The following is an 18,112-nucleotide window of genomic DNA, read 5'->3' as shown; positions in this document are numbered from 1 at the left end:
CTCGGGGGTCACGCGGGACCCTGGTGGACCTCTGGCAGAAGCAGGGCCCTGGCGGACCCGTAGGTTAAGACAGTCGTCCGAACCGGTGTCAATGCCGGTCCATCAGGTGGAACGATCAGGACGTGCGGGCGGCGTGCGCGGCCCAGTCCAGGATCTGCACGGCGGCCCCGGCGGCCTCCAGGCCCCGGCAGTGGGCGTGGTGCCGGCGGGCGATGCCGTCGAGGTCGAGGTGGGCTCCGAAGGCCGGGTGGGCGGTCAGGCGGCGGGCGTAGGCCCACAGGGTGGGGTGGTCGGCGATGGCCCCCACCGCGGCGGCGTCGAGGTGGTGGCGGTGCACGGTGTCGAGTTGCACCAGGGTGACCCACAACTCGACGTCGGCGGCGGTGATGTGATCGCGGATCAGGTGGTCGCGTCCGACGAGCCAGCGCTCCAACGAACCGAGGGAGTCAAGCAGTTGCCGCAGTGCGGCGCCGCGGTCCACGTCGTCGCCGGCGGCCGAGCCGGCCTGCTGCGCGGCCCGCGCGATGCCCCGGCACATCCGCTCCAGGGCCTCGGTCTCCGACTCCGCCCCGCACGGGTACAGCGCCGGGCGGCCGGAGCCGAAGTGCCGGGCCAGGTCGCGGGTGATGTCGGCGGCGTGGGTGCTGACGATCCGCCCCGACCAGTCGTCGCTGAGCACGGGGGCGACGGCCGCGCCGGTGTAACGGTGCGCGCTGGCCTCGTACAGCGGGCGCAGCGCGGAGTGCCCTCCGTCGGGACAGTCGGGGACCGGGTCCAGGAAGGTCACGGGACAGACGTCGTCGAGTCCGAGCAGGTGGTGCACGACGGCGATGCGCAGGCCGTCGGCACAGGCGGCGGCCAGGTGCAGCCGGTAGCGGCGCGGCACGGCGTAGTGCCCACTGCGCGCGTCCGTGCCGATCCGGCCCCGGAAAGCGGGGGCCTGATGGGTGGCGGGGACAGGGGCGAGCGGTGTGACGGACATGGGTCTCCCCGGGGTGTCGGTGCGCAGACGTACGCGCGGCGGAAGCGTCGTCGGGCCGCAGGTGAGCGGCGGGAGAGAGAGGGGCGGCAGCGGCCGGTTCAGCCCAGGGACCTCATCGCGCTGCAGACGCGCTGCAGGTCGATGTGACGGCGGGAGGTCAGAAGAGGCGAGGGCGAAGACGTACGGCTCACTCGGCCGACGGCCGACTCAAGGCGCCCCATGTTTCCCTACCTGTTCACTAGGATTCCCATGGGGAGTGTCGATCGGGCCGGGGCACACGTCAAGAGGGCGTCCACGAGGTGGGCAGGGCGGGCGGCGGGCGGGACTCGCGCCCGCCGCCCGTCCTTGGTCAGTGCGACTCGCGGCTGACCTCCGAGCCGCTGGAGCCGACCAGGAAGTCCAGGTCGGCGCCCTTGTCGGCCTGTTGGACGTGGTCGACGTACAACCGCTCCCAGCCCCGCCGGGGGTTGGCGAAGCCTTCGAGGGTGGCCGCGTTCGGGGTGCGCGCGGCGAGTTCGTCGGCGGGGACCTCCAGGTCGATGCGGCGGGCCTCGACGTCCAGGCTGATGACGTCCCCGGTCCGGACGAGGGCGAGCGGTCCGCCCGCCGCCGCCTCGGGGGTCACATGGAGGACGACCGTGCCGTAGGCGGTGCCGCTCATCCGGCCGTCGCAGACGCGGACCATGTCCCGTACCCCCTGCTCCAGGAGTTTGCTGGGGAGCGGCATGTTGGCCACCTCGGGCATGCCCGGGTAGCCCTTGGGCCCGCAGCCGCGCAGGACCAGGACGGAGTCCGCGTCGACGTCCAGGTCCGGGTCGTCGACGCGGGCGTGGAAGTCCTCGATGCTGTCGAAGACGACCGCGCGGCCCCGGTGGCGCAGCAGATGCGCCGAGGCGGCCGCGGGTTTGATCACCGCCCCGTCGGGGGCCAGGCTGCCGCGCAGGACGGCGATGCCGCCCTCCTCGACCAGGGGCCGGGCCCGGGTTCTGATCACCTCGGCGTCCCAGATCGGGGCGTCGTCGAGGTGGTCCACCAGCGGCTTGCCCGTCACGGTCAGCGCGTGCGGGTCCAGGAGGTCAGCGACCTCGCGCAGCACCGCGAGCAGTCCGCCGGCCCGGTGGAAGTCCTCCATGAGGAAGCGTCCGGCGGGCTGGAGGTCGACCAGCACGGGGACTCTGGAGCCGATGCGGTCGAAGTCGTCCAGGGTCAGCTCGACGCCCAGCCGGCCCGCGAGGGCGAGGAGGTGGACGACCGCGTTGGTGGAGCCGCCGATCGCGGCCAGCGCCACGATCGCGTTGTGGAAGGACCCCTTGGTGAGGAAGGTGCTCGGGCGGCGCTCGGCGGACACCAGCTCCACCGCGAGCCGTCCGGTGCCGTGCGCCGCCTCCAGCAGCCGGCTGTCCGGAGCGGGGGTGCCGGCCACCCCGGGGACGACCGTGCCCAGGGCCTCGGCGACCAGCGCCATGGTGGAGGCGGTGCCCATGGTGTTGCAGTGTCCGCGGCTGCGGATCATCGACGACTCGGAGCGGGTGAACTGCTCCTGGGACAGGGTCCCGGCGCGGACTTCCTCCGACAGGCGCCACACGTCGGTGCCGCAGCCGAGCGGGGTGCCGCGGAAGGTGCCGGTGAGCATGGGGCCGCCGGGCACGACCACGGCGGGCAGGTCCACCGAGGCGGCGGCCATCAGCAGCGACGGGATCGTCTTGTCGCAGCCGCCCAACAGGACCACCCCGTCGAGGGGGTTGGCCCGCAGCATCTCCTCCGTGGCCATCGCCGCCATGTTGCGCCAGAGCATCGCCGTGGGCCGCACATTGGTCTCGCCCAGCGACACCACGGGCAGGTCGAGGGGGATGCCGCCCGCCTCGTGCACCCCGTCGCGGACGGATCTGGCCACTTCGTCCAGGTGGGCGTTGCAGGGCGTGAGGTCGGAGGCGGTGTTGGCGATGGCGATCTGGGGGCGGCCGGTGAAGGCGTCGGCCGGGACGCCCCGGCGCATCCAGGCCCGGTGGATGTAGGCGTTGCGGTCCTGTCCCGCGTACCACTGCGCGCTGCGAAGGTTCATCGCTGGGCTCTTTCCGGTAATCGGTACGGCGGTCTACTATCCGGAACGCGATGCAGCATACGCAGACGGTCCATGCTTCGACAGCCCTCGTCACGGCCGGTGCGGAGGGTGACCGTCTCGTGGGATCGGACCGGGTCCTGGCCGTGCTCAAGGAACTGGCCCGGCATCCCGACGGGGTGACCCTCGACGAGCTGACCCGGGCGATCGGCAGCCCCAAGCCGACCGTGCACCGGGCTCTGGCCGCGCTGCGCCGGGCCGGTCTGGCCGGCCAGGACCCCGGCGGCCGTTATCTGCTCGGCGACGAGTTCCTGCGGATGGCGTTCGCCCATCACGAGGCCCGCCCCGAACACATGCGTGTCCGGCCGCTGTTGGAGGCACTGTCCGCCCGGTTCGGCGAGACGGCCCACTACGCCGTCCTCGACGGCCGCGAGGTCGTCCACCGCGCCAAGGCCGACCCGCCGACCGGCGCCGTCCGGCTGACCTCCACGGTCGGCGGCCGCAACCCCGCCCACGCGACCGGTGCCGGAAAGGCGCTGCTCGCCCACGAGTTGGGCACCCTCGACGCCGTACGACGATGGATCGGCGAGACGCCCCTGGAGCGCCGGACGCCCAGAACCCTGTGCACGGCCGAGGAGTTGCACGCCGAGCTGCGGGCCACGCGCGAGCGGGGACACGCCCTCGACGACCAGGAGAACGAGACCGGCGTCAACTGTCTCGCCCTGCCGGTGTACGGCACCTCTCCGAGGGCTCCCTCCGGGGCGGTGAGCGTCAGCGCGCTCGCGTACCGGACTCCGCTGCGGACCCTGGTCGACGCCGTGGAGGAGATCCGCGAGCTGCTCGGCCCCTTGAAGGAGCCCTTCTGATGCGTGCGTTCGTCCTCACGGCCCCGGGCGCGTTCGCGGTCCAGGAGGTGCCCGCGCCCGTCGCCGCTCCCGGTGAGGTCGTCGTCGATGTCGAGCGGGTCGGCGTGTGCGGCACCGACCTGGAGTTCTTCACCGGCGCCATGACCTATCTCCACCAGGGGCACGCCTGTTACCCGATGCGCCTCGGCCACGAGTGGGCCGGACGGGTCCGCACGGTCGGAGCCGGGGTCGATCCCGGCTGGGTCGGCCGCCGGGTCATGGGCGACACCATGCTGGGCTGCGGGGACTGCCGACGCTGCCGGCGCGGACGGCAGCACGTCTGCGAGAAGCGCGAGGAGGTGGGCATCCGGGGCGGCCGGGCGGGCGCCCTGGCCGAACGACTCGCCGTCCCGGCAGGCTCGTTGCACGCCCTGCCCGACTCCGTGGACCCGGTCCTCGGCGCGCTGGTCGAGCCGGGCGGCAACGCCCTGCGGGCCGCGCGGGCGACGGAGGCGGGGCCCGGTGACCGGGTGCTGATCGTGGGGCCGGGCACCATCGGTCTGCTGGTCGCGCTGTTCGTCAGGGCCGCCGGCGCGGAGGTGCACCTGATGGGCGCCACCGAGGACTCCCTCGCCTTCGCCCGCTCGCTGGGGTTCCCGCACACCTGGCGCGAGGACACGCTGCCGGACCTGCCGTTCGACGCGGTCGTCGACGCCACCAACGCGGTCCGGCTGCCCGCCCTGGCACAGGAGCTGGTCGAACCGGGCGGGCGGCTCGTGTACATAGGGCTGGCCGCCGAACCCAGCAGGATCGACACCCGCACGCTCGTCCTGAAGGACGTGACGGCGGTGGGCGTCCTGTCGGCCTCACCCGGCCTCGACGCGACCATCAGGGCGTACGCCGAGCAGGTCATCGACCCGCGGCCGCTCGTGGCGGCCACCGTCGCGCTGGACGCGATCGGGACCGTGCTCGCGGGCGGGCGCCCGCCCGGCGCCGGTCCCGGACCGAAGATCCACGTCGATCCCCGCCTGGTCTGAACCGGTCCGCTCCGGGGACGTACTCACGAACGGAGGCTGGTATTCCGCCCGTGCGGTGATCAGACTCGGTCCCTCAAGGACACAGTCGGCATGTTCGACGACCAGACATGTTCGACGAGACGAAGGGTTCAGCCCGGTGAACTTCAAGGTGCAGCCGACCGCCCAGGTCGACGAGACGGCGGCGATCGGCGAGGGGACGACGGTCTGGGATCTGGCCCAGATCCGCGAGGACGCCCGGCTGGGGAGCGGATGCATCGTGGGCCGGGGGGCCTACGTCGGCCCCGGGGTGCGGATCGGCGACAACGTCAAGCTCCAGAACTACGCGCTCGTCTACGAGCCCGCCGTGCTCGGCGACGGGGTCTTCGTCGGCCCGGCCGCGGTGCTCACCAACGACTACTTCCCCCGGTCGGTGGACCCGGAGGGCAGGCTGAAGCGGGGCGGGGACTGGCAGGCCGTGGCGGTGGAGGTGGCCGAGGGGGCGTCCCTCGGGGCCCGTTCGGTGTGTGTGGCACCGGTCCGGATCGGCCGCTGGGCACTCGTCGCGGCGGGCGCCGTGGTGACCCGGGACGTGCCCGACCACGCGCTCGTGGCCGGTGTACCGGCGCGCCGCATCGGCTGGGTGGGCCGGGCCGGCGTACGACTGGTCGAGCGGGAGGGCGAGCCGGGGGTCTGGGAGTGCCCCGAGACGGGGGCGCGGTACGACGAGAAGGACGGCGGACTCGTCGAGCGCCCATGACTCCTGTTTCCGCCAAATCGCAAATCTTCGAACATTCACCGGCATAACATGTGTGCGAACTGTGCAGACCAAGCACAATGAGCACACGTACCAGTAGTGCCCAGGGGGGGTTACCGGGTGGAAACACCTATGCCTGAAATCGGGATCGGCACCAGCTCCGACGTCTGACGTCCGCCTGCCTTCCATCGCCCGGCCGTCCGTGCCGCGGCGCTCACAAGTCTGCGCAAAAACAGGGGGGTTGGTGTGTCCAACCGATGAGCATCACACGCCTGGCCGCGCTCGGTCGTGAGGAACCGACGCTGCTGCCACTCGTTCAACGACTCCTCACGGTCGCCGAGTCGGGGCTGCCGTCGATGCTGCTGCCCGGCGGCGAGGCCTTCGCCTTCACCATGGCCGGGCGGCAGACCGCTGCCGGTTCCTGGACCCTGGAGCGGCGCGGGACCAGCACCCGGTACGCGGCCATCACGGCCCTGGGTGTCCGGTTCCTCCCGGAGGACCGCCAGCGCGCGGTGCTCGGCGGACGGACCGCCGAGGAGTTCACGGGCCTGCTGATCGAGTCGCTGCCCGGCGTCACCAACCTCGGTGACGCGGCGCTCATCGCCTGGGCCGCCGCCGAGACCGAGCACCCCAAGCTGTCCGACGCCCTGGCCCGGGTCGACGCCTTGGACGTGGCCGGCCTGCCGCAGTACACCGTGGAGGCGGCCTGGGTGCTGTCCGCCATGGCGGCCGCCCGCGACACGGTCGACGTGGAGAGACGTTTCTCCGAAGCGCGCGACCGGCTGCTGCGGGCCCGCGTCGGGGACAGCCCGCTGTTCCCGCACGCCACCGGCCCCGGCCTGGTGCCCTGGTACCGGGCGCACGTGGCCTGCTTCGCCGACCAGACGTACCCGCTCCAGGCCCTGGCCCTCGCCCACGCGAGCGGCGACGGCGACCCCGAGGCACTGGCCGCCTCCGAGGCGTGCGCCGCCCGCATCTGCGAGCTCCAGGGCGACGGCGGACAGTGGTGGTGGCACTACGACGCACGCACCGGCGGGGTCATCGAGGGCTACCCGGTCTACAGCGTCCACCAGCACGCGATGGCCCCGACCGCGCTGTTCGACCTCGCCGACGCCGGCGGCAGCGACTTCGGCGCCGCGATCCGCAAGGGCCTGCGCTGGATGACCGAGGTGCCGGAACTGGCCGGGCACCCCGAGCCGATGATCCTCGACGAACTCGGCGTGACCTGGCGCAAGGTCTACCGGGGCGACCCGAAGAAGGCCGTGCGCGCCGCCCGCGGGCTCTCCACCCGAGTGGCCCCGGGCCTGCGCCTGAAGACCCTGGACCGGGTGTACCGCCCGCTCTCCGTGGACCGCGAATGCCGGCCCTACGAGTTCGGCTGGATGCTCCACGCCTGGCAGGGGGGCCTCATATGAACGACCGCCAGTCCCTGTTCGGGATCGAGCTGGACCCGCTGACCATGGACGAGACCGTCGAGCGCTGCCTGGACGCGGTGCGGGACGGCAGACAGCTGGAGATCGGCGTGGTCAACGCCGCGAAGCTGGTGAACATGCGGCGCGACCCCCGGCTCGCCGAAGCCGTGTCCGGCTGCGACCTGGTCGTCGCCGACGGACAGGCCGTGGTGTGGGCCGCCAAGGTCCTGCGCGCCCCGCTGCCCGAGCGGGTGGCGGGCATCGACCTGTTCCTGCGGCTGCTGGCCGAGGCGGAGTCGCAGGGCATCTCGGTGTACTTCCTGGGCGCCAAGCAGGAGGTCCTCGAGGAGATGCTGCGCCGGGTCGCCGACCGCTTCCCCGGTCTGAAGGTCGCCGGGAGCCGCAACGGCTACTTCGACGACTCCCAGCAGGAGGACATCGCCGGCGACATCGCGGACAGCGGCGCCCAGATGCTCTTCCTCGGCATGACCTCGCCGAAGAAGGAGATCTTCACCGCCGCCTACGGGGCACGGACCGGCGCCCGCGTGGTGCACGGGGTCGGCGGCTCCTTCGACATCCTCGCCGGGGTCACCAAGCGGGCCCCCGCGTCCTGGCAGCGGCTCGGCGTCGAGTGGCTCTACCGCGCGCTCCAGGAGCCGCGCCGGCTGGGCAAGCGCTATGTCACCACCAACACCGCCTTCCTTCTCATGACGGCACGGGAGTTCATCCGGCTCATCCCGCAGGCCGCTCCCGCGAACAGGAGTCACTGATGCGTGTCGTCGTGGTTGGACAGGGTTACGTCGGCCTGCCGCTGGCCATCCGGGCCGCCGAGGTCGGACACGAGGTGATCGGCTACGACGTCGACGCCCGGCGGGTCAAGAGCCTCGCCGCCGGTGAGTCCTTCGTCGAGGACGTGTCCTCCGAGCGGATCCGTGCCGCGCTGGACAGCGGCGCCTACCGTCCCAGCGAGGCGGCCCGGGACTGCGGCGGCTTCGACGTCGCCGTCGTCACCGTGCCCACCCCGCTCCACGAGGGCACCCCTGACCTGCGGTACATCCGCGAGTCGGCGGTCACCCTCGCCCGCTTCCTGAGACCCGGGGCGACCGTCATCCTGGAGTCGACCACCTATCCCGGTACGACCCAGGAGATGTTCGCCCCGATCCTGGAGGACGGCTCGGGCCTCACCGCGGGCACCGACTTCCAGCTGGGCTACAGCCCGGAGCGGATCGACCCCGGGAACACCGTGTGGGGCTTCAAGGAGACCCCGAAGGTCGTCTCGGGCGTCAACGAGGCCTCGCTCAAGGCCGTTCAGGACTTCTACGACGAACTCGTCGACACCACGGTGCCGGTGGGCTCGCCGAAGGAGGCCGAGCTCGCCAAGCTCCTGGAGAACACCTTCCGGCATGTGAACATCGCGCTGGTCAACGAGATCGCGATGTTCGCCCACCACCTGGACATCGACGTCTGGCAGGCCATCGACGCGGCCTCCACCAAGCCGTTCGGCTTCATGCGCTTCACGCCCGGACCCGGCGTCGGCGGCCACTGCCTGCCGATCGACCCCTCGTACCTGTCCTGGCGGGTGCAGCGCGAACTCGGCCAGAGCTTCCGCTTCGTGGAGCTGGCCAACGACATCAACAACCACATGCCGGAGTACGTGACGCGCCGCATCAGCGACCTGTTCAACGAGCGACGCCGCTCGGTCAACGGCTCGCGCGTGCTGCTGCTGGGTCTCGCGTACAAGAAGAACACCGGCGACGCGCGGGAGTCGCCCGCCCTGCGCATCTCCCAGCTGCTGCTCGACATGGGGGCCCAGGTCAGGGCGGCCGACCCGCACGTCGTGGAGAGCCTGCCGGTGGACACCCGGCTGGTGCGGGTCGACGTGACCCCGGAGGAGCTCGCGGCCTCCGACGTGGTGGTCCTGCTCACCGACCACGACGGCTTCGACTACGAACTCGTCGCCGAACACGCCCCCTTCGTCCTCGACTGCCGCCGCAGGCTGCCGTCCGGACCCACCATCGAGGTGCTCTGAACCATGCCGCGCATCGTCTGCGTCGCCGGGGCCCGCCCCAACTACATGAAGATCAAACCGGTGATGGACGCCCTGGAGAGCCGGGGCGCCGAGGTGATCCTCGTCCACACCGGCCAGCACTACGACCCGGCCATGAACGACGTGTTCTTCGCCGACCTCGGCATCCGCCCGCCCGACCGCTTCCTCGGGGTCGGTTCGGGCAGCCATGCCGAGCAGACCGGACGCGTGATGACGGCGTTCGAGCCGCTGCTCGCCGAACTCGCCCCGGACATCGTCGTCGTGGTCGGCGACATCAACTCCACCCTGGCCTGCGCCCTGGTCACCGCGAAGGCGGGGCCGCTGCTCGCGCACGTCGAGTCCGGGCTGCGCAGCCGGGACTGGAGCATGCCGGAGGAGGTCAACCGGGTCGCCACCGACCGGGTCAGCGACTATCTGCTGGCCCCCTCCCCCGACGCCGTGGAGAACCTGCGTGCCGAGGGGTACCGGGAGGACCAGATCCACCTCGTCGGCAACGTCATGATCGACACGCTGCTGACCAACCTGGAGCGGGCCAGGGCCTCGGACGTCCTCGACCGGCACGGCCTGACCAAGGGCGAGTTCGGCCTGGTCACCCTGCACCGCCCGGCCAACGTGGACGATCCCGAGACTCTCGCCGGGCTGCTGAAGGCGCTCGGTGAGATCGCCGGCCGGCTGCCGTTGCTGCTGCCCGTGCATCCGCGCGCGGCCGGCCGGCTGGCCGAGATCGGCGTGCCCGGCGGCATCCAGCTGGTGCCGCCCGCCGGGTACCTGGACTTCATCGCGCTGCAGGACTCCGCCCGGATCGTGCTGACCGACTCGGGCGGCATCCAGGAGGAGACCACCGCGCTCGGCGTGCCGTGCGTGACCCTGCGGGACAACACCGAGCGGCCGATCACCGTCGAGCAGGGCACCAACGTGCTGGCCGGCCGGGATCCGGCCCGGATCGTCTCCGTGGTGAACCGGGTGCTCGACGAGCCGCCCGCGCCCCGCCGGCCCGAGCTGTGGGACGGGCGTGCCAGTGACCGGATCGCCGAGGTCCTGCTGGAGGGAGGCACGGCGAACACCCGTCCGAGGCCCACCGATCAGACGTTCCCCATATGATCCGCTTGCAACATATGCTCGTCGAACGTTTGGGCGCGAGGGGGGACCACCATGGATCTCGCTGAGATCTTCCGGGTGATGCGCAGGCGCTGGTACGTCCTGCTGCCGGGGCTGCTGCTGACCATCGGCCTGACCGTGGCCGTGGCGATCACGGTCCCGGTCACCTACCAGTCGCAGAGCACGGTGGTCCTGCTGAACTCGGAGAAGGCCACCAAGGCCTACGACGGCAACCCCTTCCTCAGCACCCAGACCTCGCTGACCGGCATGGCCGACAGCCTGGCCCGCAACCTCAACTCCGACGCCTCGCTGCGGGAGCTCAAGTCCCGTGGCGCGACCGGCACGTTCGAGGCCAAGCTCGCCGACAACGCCCAGGGGCCGCTGATGTGGCTCACGGTGACCGGCACCGACAAGAAGGCCGTCCTGAAGTCGGACCGCATCCTGACGGAGTACGCGGACGAGCGGCTCGTGCAGTTCCAGAAGCAGCAGTCGGTCACGACGGACGCCATGATCCGCATGTCGACCATCGTGGCCCCGCAGGACCCGGCGGCGCAGACCAAGACCCGGCTCGAGTACATGATCATGGCCGGGGGTCTGGGGCTGGTCCTGAGCCTGGTGGCCACCTTCTACGTGGAGGCGCGCCGGCGTCCGCGTCCGGCGGTGCCGGACGAGGACCCCGCGCAGCCGGCGACCGACCCCGAGCCCACGCCCGCGGAGGCGACCGGGCCGGCGGCCAGGGCCGAGGAGTCGGTCGCCGAGCAGACGATGGCCCTGCGGACGCCGCCCAGCTGGTCGCGTTCCGCCGAGAAGAGGCGCGCCGAGGGGCCCAGGGGCGGGCGGTCCGTCATGACCGTGGCGTCCGCCGCCGAGGCGCTCGACGAGGAGTCGACACATGGACAGCGTTCGCACACCGGACAGCGAGAGAACTGAGACGGGCGACAGCCCGTCGTCTCCCGCTCCTGCCTCCCTGGGCAGCAAGGTCCGTTCCGCGGCCCGCTGGAGCCTGATCAACACCCTGGTCATGCGCCTCGGCAACTTCGCCACCGGCATCCTGCTGGCGCGGTTCGCCCTCGGGCCCGCGGAGTGGGGTGTCTACGGCATCGCCCAGACCGTGCTCCTGGTGCTGCTCTCCGCGAACGAACTGGGCGTGGGCCTCGCCATCATCCGCTGGGAGGGTGACCCGCGCCGCTTCGCGCCGACCGTGCTGACGCTGAGCGTCCTGTCCAGCGGGCTGCTGTACGTCGCCCTGTTCGTCTCGGCGCCGACGGTGGCCGGGCTGCTCGGCTCGCCCGACGCCTCGGGCGTCCTCAGGGTGATGTGCCTGTGCCTGGTGATCGACGCGGTGGCGCACGTGCCCGCCGGCATCCTGACCCGGGAGTTCGCGCAGGGCAGGCGGATGGTCATCGACGCGCTCAACTTCGTCCTCAGCACCGCTGTGACCCTGGTCCTGGCGTTCGCCGGCTGGGGAGCGATGAGCTTCGCCTGCGGCGCGGTGGTCGGCAACGTGGCAGCCCTCGTCGGCTGCGCGATCGCCGTCCCCGGGACCCTGCGGTTCGGCTGGGACCGCGAACAGGCCCGCGCCCTGCTGAAGTTCGGTCTCCCGCTGGCCGGCGCGAGCCTGCTCGCCCTGGCCGTCGTCAACGTGGACACCATGGTCGTGGGCTCCTCCCTCGGCCAGATCTCGCTCGGTTTCTACGTCCTGGCGTTCAACATGTCCGGCTGGCCGGTCCGGGTCATCTCCGAGGCGGCCCGCCGGGTCTCCTTCGCCGGGTTCTCCCGCCTGGCCGACTCCCCGCAGGCCCTGGCCCAGGGCTTCAGCCGCGCCCTGGGGGTCCTGGTCACGGGCACCGTGCCGCTGTGCGTCCTGCTGGGCGGCCTCGCGGCCCCGGTGGTCCACCTCGTCTACGGCGGCAAGTGGCTGCCCGCCGCCGAGGCGCTGCCGTGGCTGATGGCCCTGGGCCTGATCCGCATCGTCTGCGAACTCGCCTACGACTGTCTCGTCGCGGTCGGACAGCGCCGCTCGCTCATCCTCGTCCAGGGACTGTGGGTCGCCGCCCTCGTCCCGGTCCTGATCGTCGGGGCCCGGACGGGCGGCATCGTCGGTGTCGCCCAGGGCCATGTCCTGGTCGGCGCCGCACTCGTCGTCCCCGTGTTCCTCTACGCCCTCGCCCGCGCCGGAATCGGCCTCGCCGCCATCGCGAGGGCCTGTCTCTGGCCCTTCCTCGCGGGTGCGGCGATGATCCTGGTGCTGCTCGGCGCCAAGCGGCTGCTGGGCGACGGCACCCTCGCCCTGTTCGCCGTCGGCGCGACCGCACTGGCCTGCTACGTGGTGTGCGTGCTGCCCAGCCGTCGCTTCCTGCTCGGCTCCCGGACCCCGGAGACCGTATGACCTCGCTCCGCCGGCTCCTCGTCGGCCTGGCACTTTTACTGACCGCCGCCTGCTCCTCGGGGGGTGAGAGGGCCGACCGCGCCGATCCGACGCCCACGCGCACGCCCCTGGCCTCCGCCGACCCGACGCCCTCCGCGAGCGCATCGGTCTCGGTGAGTCCCAGCATCTCGACGCCCACCCACCGGCCCAAGCCGTCCGCGTCTCCCCGTCCCCCCAGCAGCGCCCCGGCCACCACCGCCGCGCCCCCGGAGGCCGGTTTCCCGAACGCCGGCAACACCGGCCCCCGCCTGCGGCTCAAGCCGCACGCCGCCGGGAACATGAGCGTCCGGACCGACGGGGCGGTGATCAGGGGCCAGGACATCACCGGGTCGCTCGACATCTACGCGAACAACGTGACGGTCATCGACAGCAGGATCACCTCCACCAACTGGTGGGGGATCAACCTGCGTCCCGGCTACAGCGGGCTGCGCGTCCTGCACACCACGATCACCGCCGTGCCGGGCAAGGGCCCCGACAACGGCGGGGTCAACTACGCCGTCTCCAACATGGGCAGCAGTTCCATCGAGGTCGGCTGGTGCGACATCTCGGTGTTCGGCAACGCCCTCTCCATGGGCCAGGGCAACCTCCACGACAACTACGTCCACGGCCTGGTCCCCTTCCGCAACAACGGCGGCGAGTGGCAGCACACCGATGCGGTGATCAGCGGCGGCGGCAGCACGGGCAAGCTGGTCATCCGGCACAACACCCTGCTCAACCCGGTCCCCGTCGACCAGGGAGCCTCCGCCGCCGTCGGCCTGTTCGCGGACACCGGCCATGTCTCCAACACCGTCATCGACGGCAATCTGCTGGCCGGTGGCGCCTACGCCCTCTACGGGGGCGGGGACGGCGCCACCGGGATCACCGTCACGAACAACGTGTTCTCCACCCGATACCACCGCTACTCGGGCGTCTACGGAGCGGTCACCGCCTGGAACCCGGGCGGCGCGGGCAACGTCTGGCGCGGCAACCGCTTCTCCGACGGCACCCCCGTCACCCCCGAACCGGCCGGCTGAGGAAGAGGATCATGCGTCGCATCGCCCGCGCCCCCTGGGAGCTCCTCAAGCGCGCCTTCGGCTGGCTCGTCCTGTTCGAGCTGCGCAACAAGGTGCTGCTGCTGCCCTCCGCGGTGCGGCTGCGTCGACTCGAGGACGCCGAGACACGGCGCCTCACGGCGGTCGTCGGGCCCGTTCCCGAGGCCCTCGTCGCCACCGTCATCGCCACCCACCGGCGCCCCGACGCGCTGCGGGCGGCGGTCGCCTCGGCGCTGGCCCAGACGGTGCGCGACCAGGTCGTCATCGTCGTCGACGACGGCGCGGGGCTGCCCGAACTCCCGGACGATCCACGGCTGTTCGCGGTCTCGCTGGCCCGCAACACCGCCGTGGCGGGCGTCGTGCGCAATGTGGGCATCCGGCTCACCCGCTCGCGGTACGTGGCGTTCCTCGACGACGACAACCTGTGGGAACCCGACCACCTGGAGCGGGCGTTGGCGGTCCTGGAGGCGCCGGGAGGGCCCGACGGCGTCTACACGGCACTGCGCCGGGTGCTGCCGGACGGGACCGAACGGGACGTGCTGTCCGTGGAGTTCGACCGCCGGCGGGCCGCCCGGGAGTCCTTCCTGGACACCAACGCGTTCGTCGCGCGACGCGACGGCTCCCTCCGTTTCAGCCGACTGCGCCGTACGCCGGAGGTGCTGCCGCGCGAGGACTGGGAGCTCGTGTACCGCTACAGCCGGGGTCATGCCGTACGCCATGTGCCGCACGCCACCGTGCGGTATCTGGTGAACCCCGGGAGTTTCTACACGACGTGGTCCGGCTGAGCGGCCGCTCGCAGGGCACCGGGCCTGAGCAGGGCGGCCGCTGCCGCGCGGGAGGCCTTTCTGCCGAACGCGGCCCGCGACGCCTCGCGCAGCAGCACGGCGCCCCTGAAGCACATGGTCGCGACCGCCCCGTGGCGCCGCCCGTACAGGCGCACGCGGTTGAGGGTGAGCAGGGACCACAGCCGGGGTGAGACCTGCGAGTCGCCACCGAGGTGCACCGCCTCCGCGGACGGCTCCAGCTGGGTGACGAAACCCAGGTCGCGGGCCCGCAGGCAGTACTCGGTCTCCTCCGAGTACAGGAAGAACGACTCGTCCCACGGTCCGCAGGCGGCCCGGCAGTCGGACGAGATCGCCATGAGCGCGCCGGTCGCCCAGTCCGCGCGGGTGGGCCGCCGGTAGGCGCCGGGATCGGTGACGAGTTCGCTCAGGCGCGGGAAGCGTCCGGCCCGCCGGTTGCCGATGACGGCCTCCCCCAGGGCGCGCAGCACGCTCGACTCCCGGCGCAGCGAGTGGTGCGGGGTGTCGCGGCCCTCCTCGTACAGCAGGGGTACGGCGATCCCGACGCCGTCGCCGAGGCTGTCGACGAGACGCTTGGCGCAGCCCTGCCGCATCCGGATGTCCGGGTTGCAGATCAGGGCCACGCCGTCGTCTCCCGCGGCCTTCAGCGCCGCGTTGACCCCGGCCGCGTACCCGGCGTTGCGGCCGGTCTGCACGACGGTGGCGTCGGGGGCCAGTTTCCCGAGGACCTCGACGGTGTCGTCGGCGGAGGCGTTGTCGGCGACGACCAGCCTCCAGTCGAGGCCGGCCATGCCGTCCGGGAGGGCGGCCAGGAACCCGGGGAGCACCTTGGCGCTGTTCCAGGTGACGACGATGACGGCGACGGGGCTCAACGGGACTCCACGAGTTGGGGAAGCCGGTCTTCCTGGGCCTTGCGGGGGGCGGGCGGGACGACGGCGGGGGCCGCCTCGCGCCGGACGAATCCGAGATAGCTGCCGCCCGCGCCCAGGATCAGGAAGAACATGCCGGCGAACATGGGGAAGCTGAGCGAGTCGAAGGTCGCGCTGCTGACGAGGGCGACCAGCGAGGAGGCGAAGAACGCCTGGCCGAGTTCGCGGTCGGACTCGGTGCGGGCCAGCCTGCGGATGGCACCGCCGTGATGGATGCCGGTGATGAACAGCAGGAGCAGGGCGACCAGTCCGAGCACGCCCATCTCGGCGAGCGTCAGCATGTACTGGTTGTCGGTGAAGAAGTACAGGTCCGGGGTGAAGGTGCCGAAGCCCCGCCCGAAGAAGGGGTGCTCCTTCAGATAGGGCACGATCGCGCTGTACTTGACCGTGCGGGCCTGGGTGCTGCTGTCGGAGTTGGACAGGAACGACGCGAACAGGCCCGTGATGGTGCCGATCAGCCCGGGCACGAGCACCTTGAAGACGGCCACGGAGGCGGTCATCACGGCGATCGCGGCCCAGCGCCGGGCGGGCTTCCAGCGCGGCACCATCACCAGGGCCACCAGCAGCAGACCGACGATCGAGGTCCGCGAGACCGACAGGGGCAGCGCGCCGCCCATGAGCAGCACCGGACCCCAGCGGCGCAGGACGTGCAGGTGACGTCGTACCGGATCGAAGGCCTGCTGGATCGCGAAGGGCAGCAGGATCGCCAGCATGCCGGCGAACTCCAGGGGCTGGGCCGTGGTGGCCCGGGGCCGGGTGAAGGCACCGCGGTCCATCACGCTCACCTGGGCCACGCTGGTCTGCAGGCCGGGGATGTGGATGGAGTCGGCGATGTTGGTGGCCGCGAAGAAGTCGTAGAAGCCGATCGCGGCGACGACGGACGCCAGGACGACCACCCGGCGCATCAGCACGTCCAGCCGGCCGCGTTCCTGCACGGCCGCGGAGGTCAGGACGACGAGCGACACCCACACCAGGTATCCGATGAGTCCGCGGTCGGCCCCGAGGACCTCCTGGTGGGAGCTCTCGCGCAGGGCGTCCGCGATGTAGGCCATGAGGACGGCCGTGCCGAGCACGCACAGGGAGACCCGCACGAACCTGGTGCCCGGTGCCGGGAGGATGCGGCCGCCCAGCCAGGTCGCGAGGTACCACAACAGGCCGAGCAGGGCGAAGACGTTGGCCGGGGTGCCGACGCCGCCGAGCGCGGGCAGGGCCAGGTTGGAGGGGATGAAGAAGGCCAGCACGAGATAGACGGTGAGGATCGCGGTGGCGTCGACGCGGCGGTTCAGCCAGCCCGCCCGTTCGCGGGTGAGCGCGCGGGCCTGGCGCGGTCGGGCGGCGGTGTTGCGCCGGCGGCGCACCACGGTGACGCCCTCCATCAGGATCGACAGCAGGAACGCGCTGACGACACCTCCGATGACGACGGCCGCGATCCCCTGGTAGCGGTTCTTCGACTCCGCGACCGGGGTCTGCGGCAGGACCACGGGGGCCGTCTGCACGAGATAGGCGGGCGGCACCTTGGCGGCGGCCTGGAGGGCGTCGAGCTGCTCGCCCGCGAAGGCGGTCAGGATGTCGGTCTCCTTGAGCACCTTCTCCCGGTCGGTCCCGGTGACGCTGAGCACGAGCAGCGGGCTCTCGCTGTCCGGGGCGAAGCCGGTCGTGTAGGGGTCCGTGACGCCCCTGCCGTGCAACTCCTTGGCGGCGTCGCTCGACTCGAGGGTCCTGATCAGCACGTCGGCCGTGACGATCAGCGAACCGCCCGCGTTCGAGATGGGGTTGCCGAAGGTGGGCGCCAGGCGGGCGACGGCCGAGGAGTCCAGCAGCGCGACCGAGCTCTGCGACTCGTAGGAGACCGGGACGGTCTCGTACAGATAGGCGCCGCAGAGCAGGCTCAGCACGGTGAAGGGCACCATGAAGTACCACCGTCGGCGCAGAATGGCCCATATCTCACCAATGCTCACGAACCATTCCTCCTTTCGGTGGCATCCGGCCACATGTCCTGCCAGTATCGGGGGCGACGGAAGGAACTCACATGTCGCCCGGGAACGTCGCCGATGCGCTGCTCCGCCGCTGGTACGTCCTGGTGGTGGCGCTGCTGTTGACGGCCGCCGGGGCCTACCACGTGGTGCGCCCCACCCCCCAGTACGTCGGCTCCGCGGTCGTGGTGCTCAAGCCGCCGGTGACGCAGAACCAGCCCAACCAGCTCACCAACCTCCAGCCGCCGCTCGCCGTGCTCTCCTACGGCGTCGTGCGCCAGCTGGAATCCCCCGCCGGGACCAAGGAGTTGAAGGCTGCGGGTGTGCGCGGGACCTACCATCTCGTCCCCCGCAACAGCGGCACCAGCGCGACGCCCCGCTATCTGATCCCTTCCTTGCAGGTGCAGTCGCAGGCGTCCGCCGCCGAGACCGCGGTGACGTCCGTGAGCCGCATCATCGACGTCTACACCCGTCACGTCGACGCGTTGCAGAAGGCCCAGGGAGTCCCTGACGGGGCGCGGATCACCGCGACGGTCCTGACCTCGCCGAGCGCCGCCCAGGTGCAGGGCAACAAGACCCGGGGCCTGGCGGGTACGGCGTTGCTCGGCGCGGCGGGCGGGATCGTCGGCGCGCTGTGGCTCGACCGGTTTCTGCTGAGCCGCCGCAAGGACGCCCCGGGCCGCCGCCGTCGCACCGAGCCGGTGCCCGCGGTGAGCTGAGTGGTACGGGTGGTTC

General features: G+C 71.9%; 17 protein-coding genes. 12 read left to right on the top strand and 5 right to left on the bottom strand.

All coding sequences use genetic code 11. From position 1 onward, the window contains the following. Positions 1-115: 115 nt before the first annotated feature. The 3 genes from IOD14_RS15665 to IOD14_RS15660 all read right to left on the bottom strand — a co-directional run bounded on the left by IOD14_RS15665 (position 116) and on the right by IOD14_RS15660 (position 3,044). Positions 116-982, bottom strand: a complete 867-nt coding sequence (locus IOD14_RS15665; protein WP_212670545.1) for a glutathione S-transferase C-terminal domain-containing protein — start codon at positions 980-982, stop codon at positions 116-118. Positions 983-1,080: 98 nt separating this feature from the next. Next, positions 1,081-1,203 carry a putative leader peptide gene (locus tag IOD14_RS44870; RefSeq protein WP_348540887.1) on the bottom strand — a complete coding sequence of 41 codons (123 nt, stop codon included), beginning with the start codon at positions 1,201-1,203 and terminating at the stop codon, positions 1,081-1,083. 128 nt (positions 1,204-1,331) lie between these two features. Then, positions 1,332-3,044, bottom strand: a complete 1,713-nt coding sequence (locus tag IOD14_RS15660) for an IlvD/Edd family dehydratase (RefSeq protein ID WP_212670544.1) — start codon at positions 3,042-3,044, stop codon at positions 1,332-1,334. A gap of 38 nt (positions 3,045-3,082) precedes the next feature. Between IOD14_RS15660 and IOD14_RS15655 the strand changes: the two genes are divergently transcribed. The 11 genes from IOD14_RS15655 to IOD14_RS15605 all read left to right on the top strand — a co-directional run bounded on the left by IOD14_RS15655 (position 3,083) and on the right by IOD14_RS15605 (position 14,457). Continuing rightward, on the top strand, positions 3,083-3,907 hold the full coding sequence (locus tag IOD14_RS15655) for an IclR family transcriptional regulator (RefSeq protein WP_348540902.1): 825 nt from the start codon (positions 3,083-3,085) through the stop codon (positions 3,905-3,907). Further along, positions 3,907-4,923 (top strand): alcohol dehydrogenase catalytic domain-containing protein, encoded by a 1,017-nt coding sequence (locus tag IOD14_RS15650; protein ID WP_212670543.1) that lies wholly within the window; start codon positions 3,907-3,909, stop codon positions 4,921-4,923. Before IOD14_RS15655 ends, IOD14_RS15650 begins: the two co-directional genes overlap by 1 nt. 136 nt (positions 4,924-5,059) lie before the next feature. Continuing rightward, on the top strand, positions 5,060-5,659 hold the full coding sequence (locus IOD14_RS15645) for an acyltransferase (protein ID WP_123993868.1): 600 nt from the start codon (positions 5,060-5,062) through the stop codon (positions 5,657-5,659). 254 nt (positions 5,660-5,913) lie between these two features. After that, positions 5,914-7,071 carry a hypothetical protein gene (locus tag IOD14_RS15640; protein ID WP_212670542.1) on the top strand — a complete coding sequence of 386 codons (1,158 nt, stop codon included), beginning with the start codon at positions 5,914-5,916 and terminating at the stop codon, positions 7,069-7,071. Further along, entirely contained in the window at positions 7,068-7,838 is a 771-nt protein-coding gene (locus IOD14_RS15635) for a WecB/TagA/CpsF family glycosyltransferase (RefSeq protein ID WP_123993870.1), read from the top strand. Before IOD14_RS15640 ends, IOD14_RS15635 begins: the two co-directional genes overlap by 4 nt. After that, positions 7,838-9,097, top strand: coding sequence for a nucleotide sugar dehydrogenase (locus IOD14_RS15630; RefSeq protein WP_123993871.1), 1,260 nt, complete (start codon positions 7,838-7,840; stop codon positions 9,095-9,097). The genes IOD14_RS15635 and IOD14_RS15630 overlap by 1 nt, the downstream gene beginning before the upstream one ends. 3 nt (positions 9,098-9,100) lie before the next feature. Further along, positions 9,101-10,216 (top strand): UDP-N-acetylglucosamine 2-epimerase (non-hydrolyzing), encoded by a 1,116-nt coding sequence (gene wecB, locus IOD14_RS15625; protein ID WP_212670541.1) that lies wholly within the window; start codon positions 9,101-9,103, stop codon positions 10,214-10,216. Positions 10,217-10,267: 51 nt separating this feature from the next. Beyond that, the gene (locus tag IOD14_RS15620; protein ID WP_212670540.1) at positions 10,268-11,143 is read left to right on the top strand and encodes a Wzz/FepE/Etk N-terminal domain-containing protein; all 876 of its coding nucleotides are present in this window, start codon (positions 10,268-10,270) and stop codon (positions 11,141-11,143) included. After that, positions 11,106-12,602 (top strand): oligosaccharide flippase family protein, encoded by a 1,497-nt coding sequence (locus IOD14_RS15615; RefSeq protein ID WP_123993874.1) that lies wholly within the window; start codon positions 11,106-11,108, stop codon positions 12,600-12,602. The genes IOD14_RS15620 and IOD14_RS15615 overlap by 38 nt, the downstream gene beginning before the upstream one ends. After that, on the top strand, positions 12,599-13,654 hold the full coding sequence (locus IOD14_RS15610) for a hypothetical protein (protein ID WP_123993875.1): 1,056 nt from the start codon (positions 12,599-12,601) through the stop codon (positions 13,652-13,654). Before IOD14_RS15615 ends, IOD14_RS15610 begins: the two co-directional genes overlap by 4 nt. Positions 13,655-13,665: 11 nt before the next feature. Next, complete coding sequence (locus IOD14_RS15605; RefSeq protein WP_212670539.1) at positions 13,666-14,457, top strand: glycosyltransferase family 2 protein; 792 nt, start codon at positions 13,666-13,668, stop codon at positions 14,455-14,457. Here IOD14_RS15605 and IOD14_RS15600 read toward each other — a convergent pair. Beyond that, positions 14,436-15,347: a glycosyltransferase family 2 protein gene (locus tag IOD14_RS15600; protein ID WP_212670538.1), complete on the bottom strand. Its 912-nt coding sequence runs from the start codon at positions 15,345-15,347 to the stop codon at positions 14,436-14,438. The two genes, IOD14_RS15605 and IOD14_RS15600, sit on opposite strands and share 22 nt — an antisense overlap. Continuing rightward, positions 15,344-17,362: an O-antigen ligase family protein gene (locus IOD14_RS15595; RefSeq protein ID WP_212670537.1), complete on the bottom strand. Its 2,019-nt coding sequence runs from the start codon at positions 17,360-17,362 to the stop codon at positions 15,344-15,346. The genes IOD14_RS15600 and IOD14_RS15595 overlap by 4 nt, the downstream gene beginning before the upstream one ends. A gap of 71 nt (positions 17,363-17,433) precedes the next feature. Here IOD14_RS15595 and IOD14_RS15590 point away from each other — a divergent pair, with 71 nt between their 5' ends. Then, positions 17,434-18,096, top strand: a complete 663-nt coding sequence (locus IOD14_RS15590) for a hypothetical protein (RefSeq protein WP_123993879.1) — start codon at positions 17,434-17,436, stop codon at positions 18,094-18,096. Positions 18,097-18,112: the final 16 nt, after the last annotated feature.

This window comes from Streptomyces sp. A2-16, assembly GCF_018128905.1.
In the GTDB taxonomy this organism is placed as follows: Bacteria; Actinomycetota; Actinomycetes; order Streptomycetales; family Streptomycetaceae; genus Streptomyces.
Note: the sequence above shows the minus strand (reverse complement) of the source record. Positions and strands in the feature narration are given on the sequence as shown.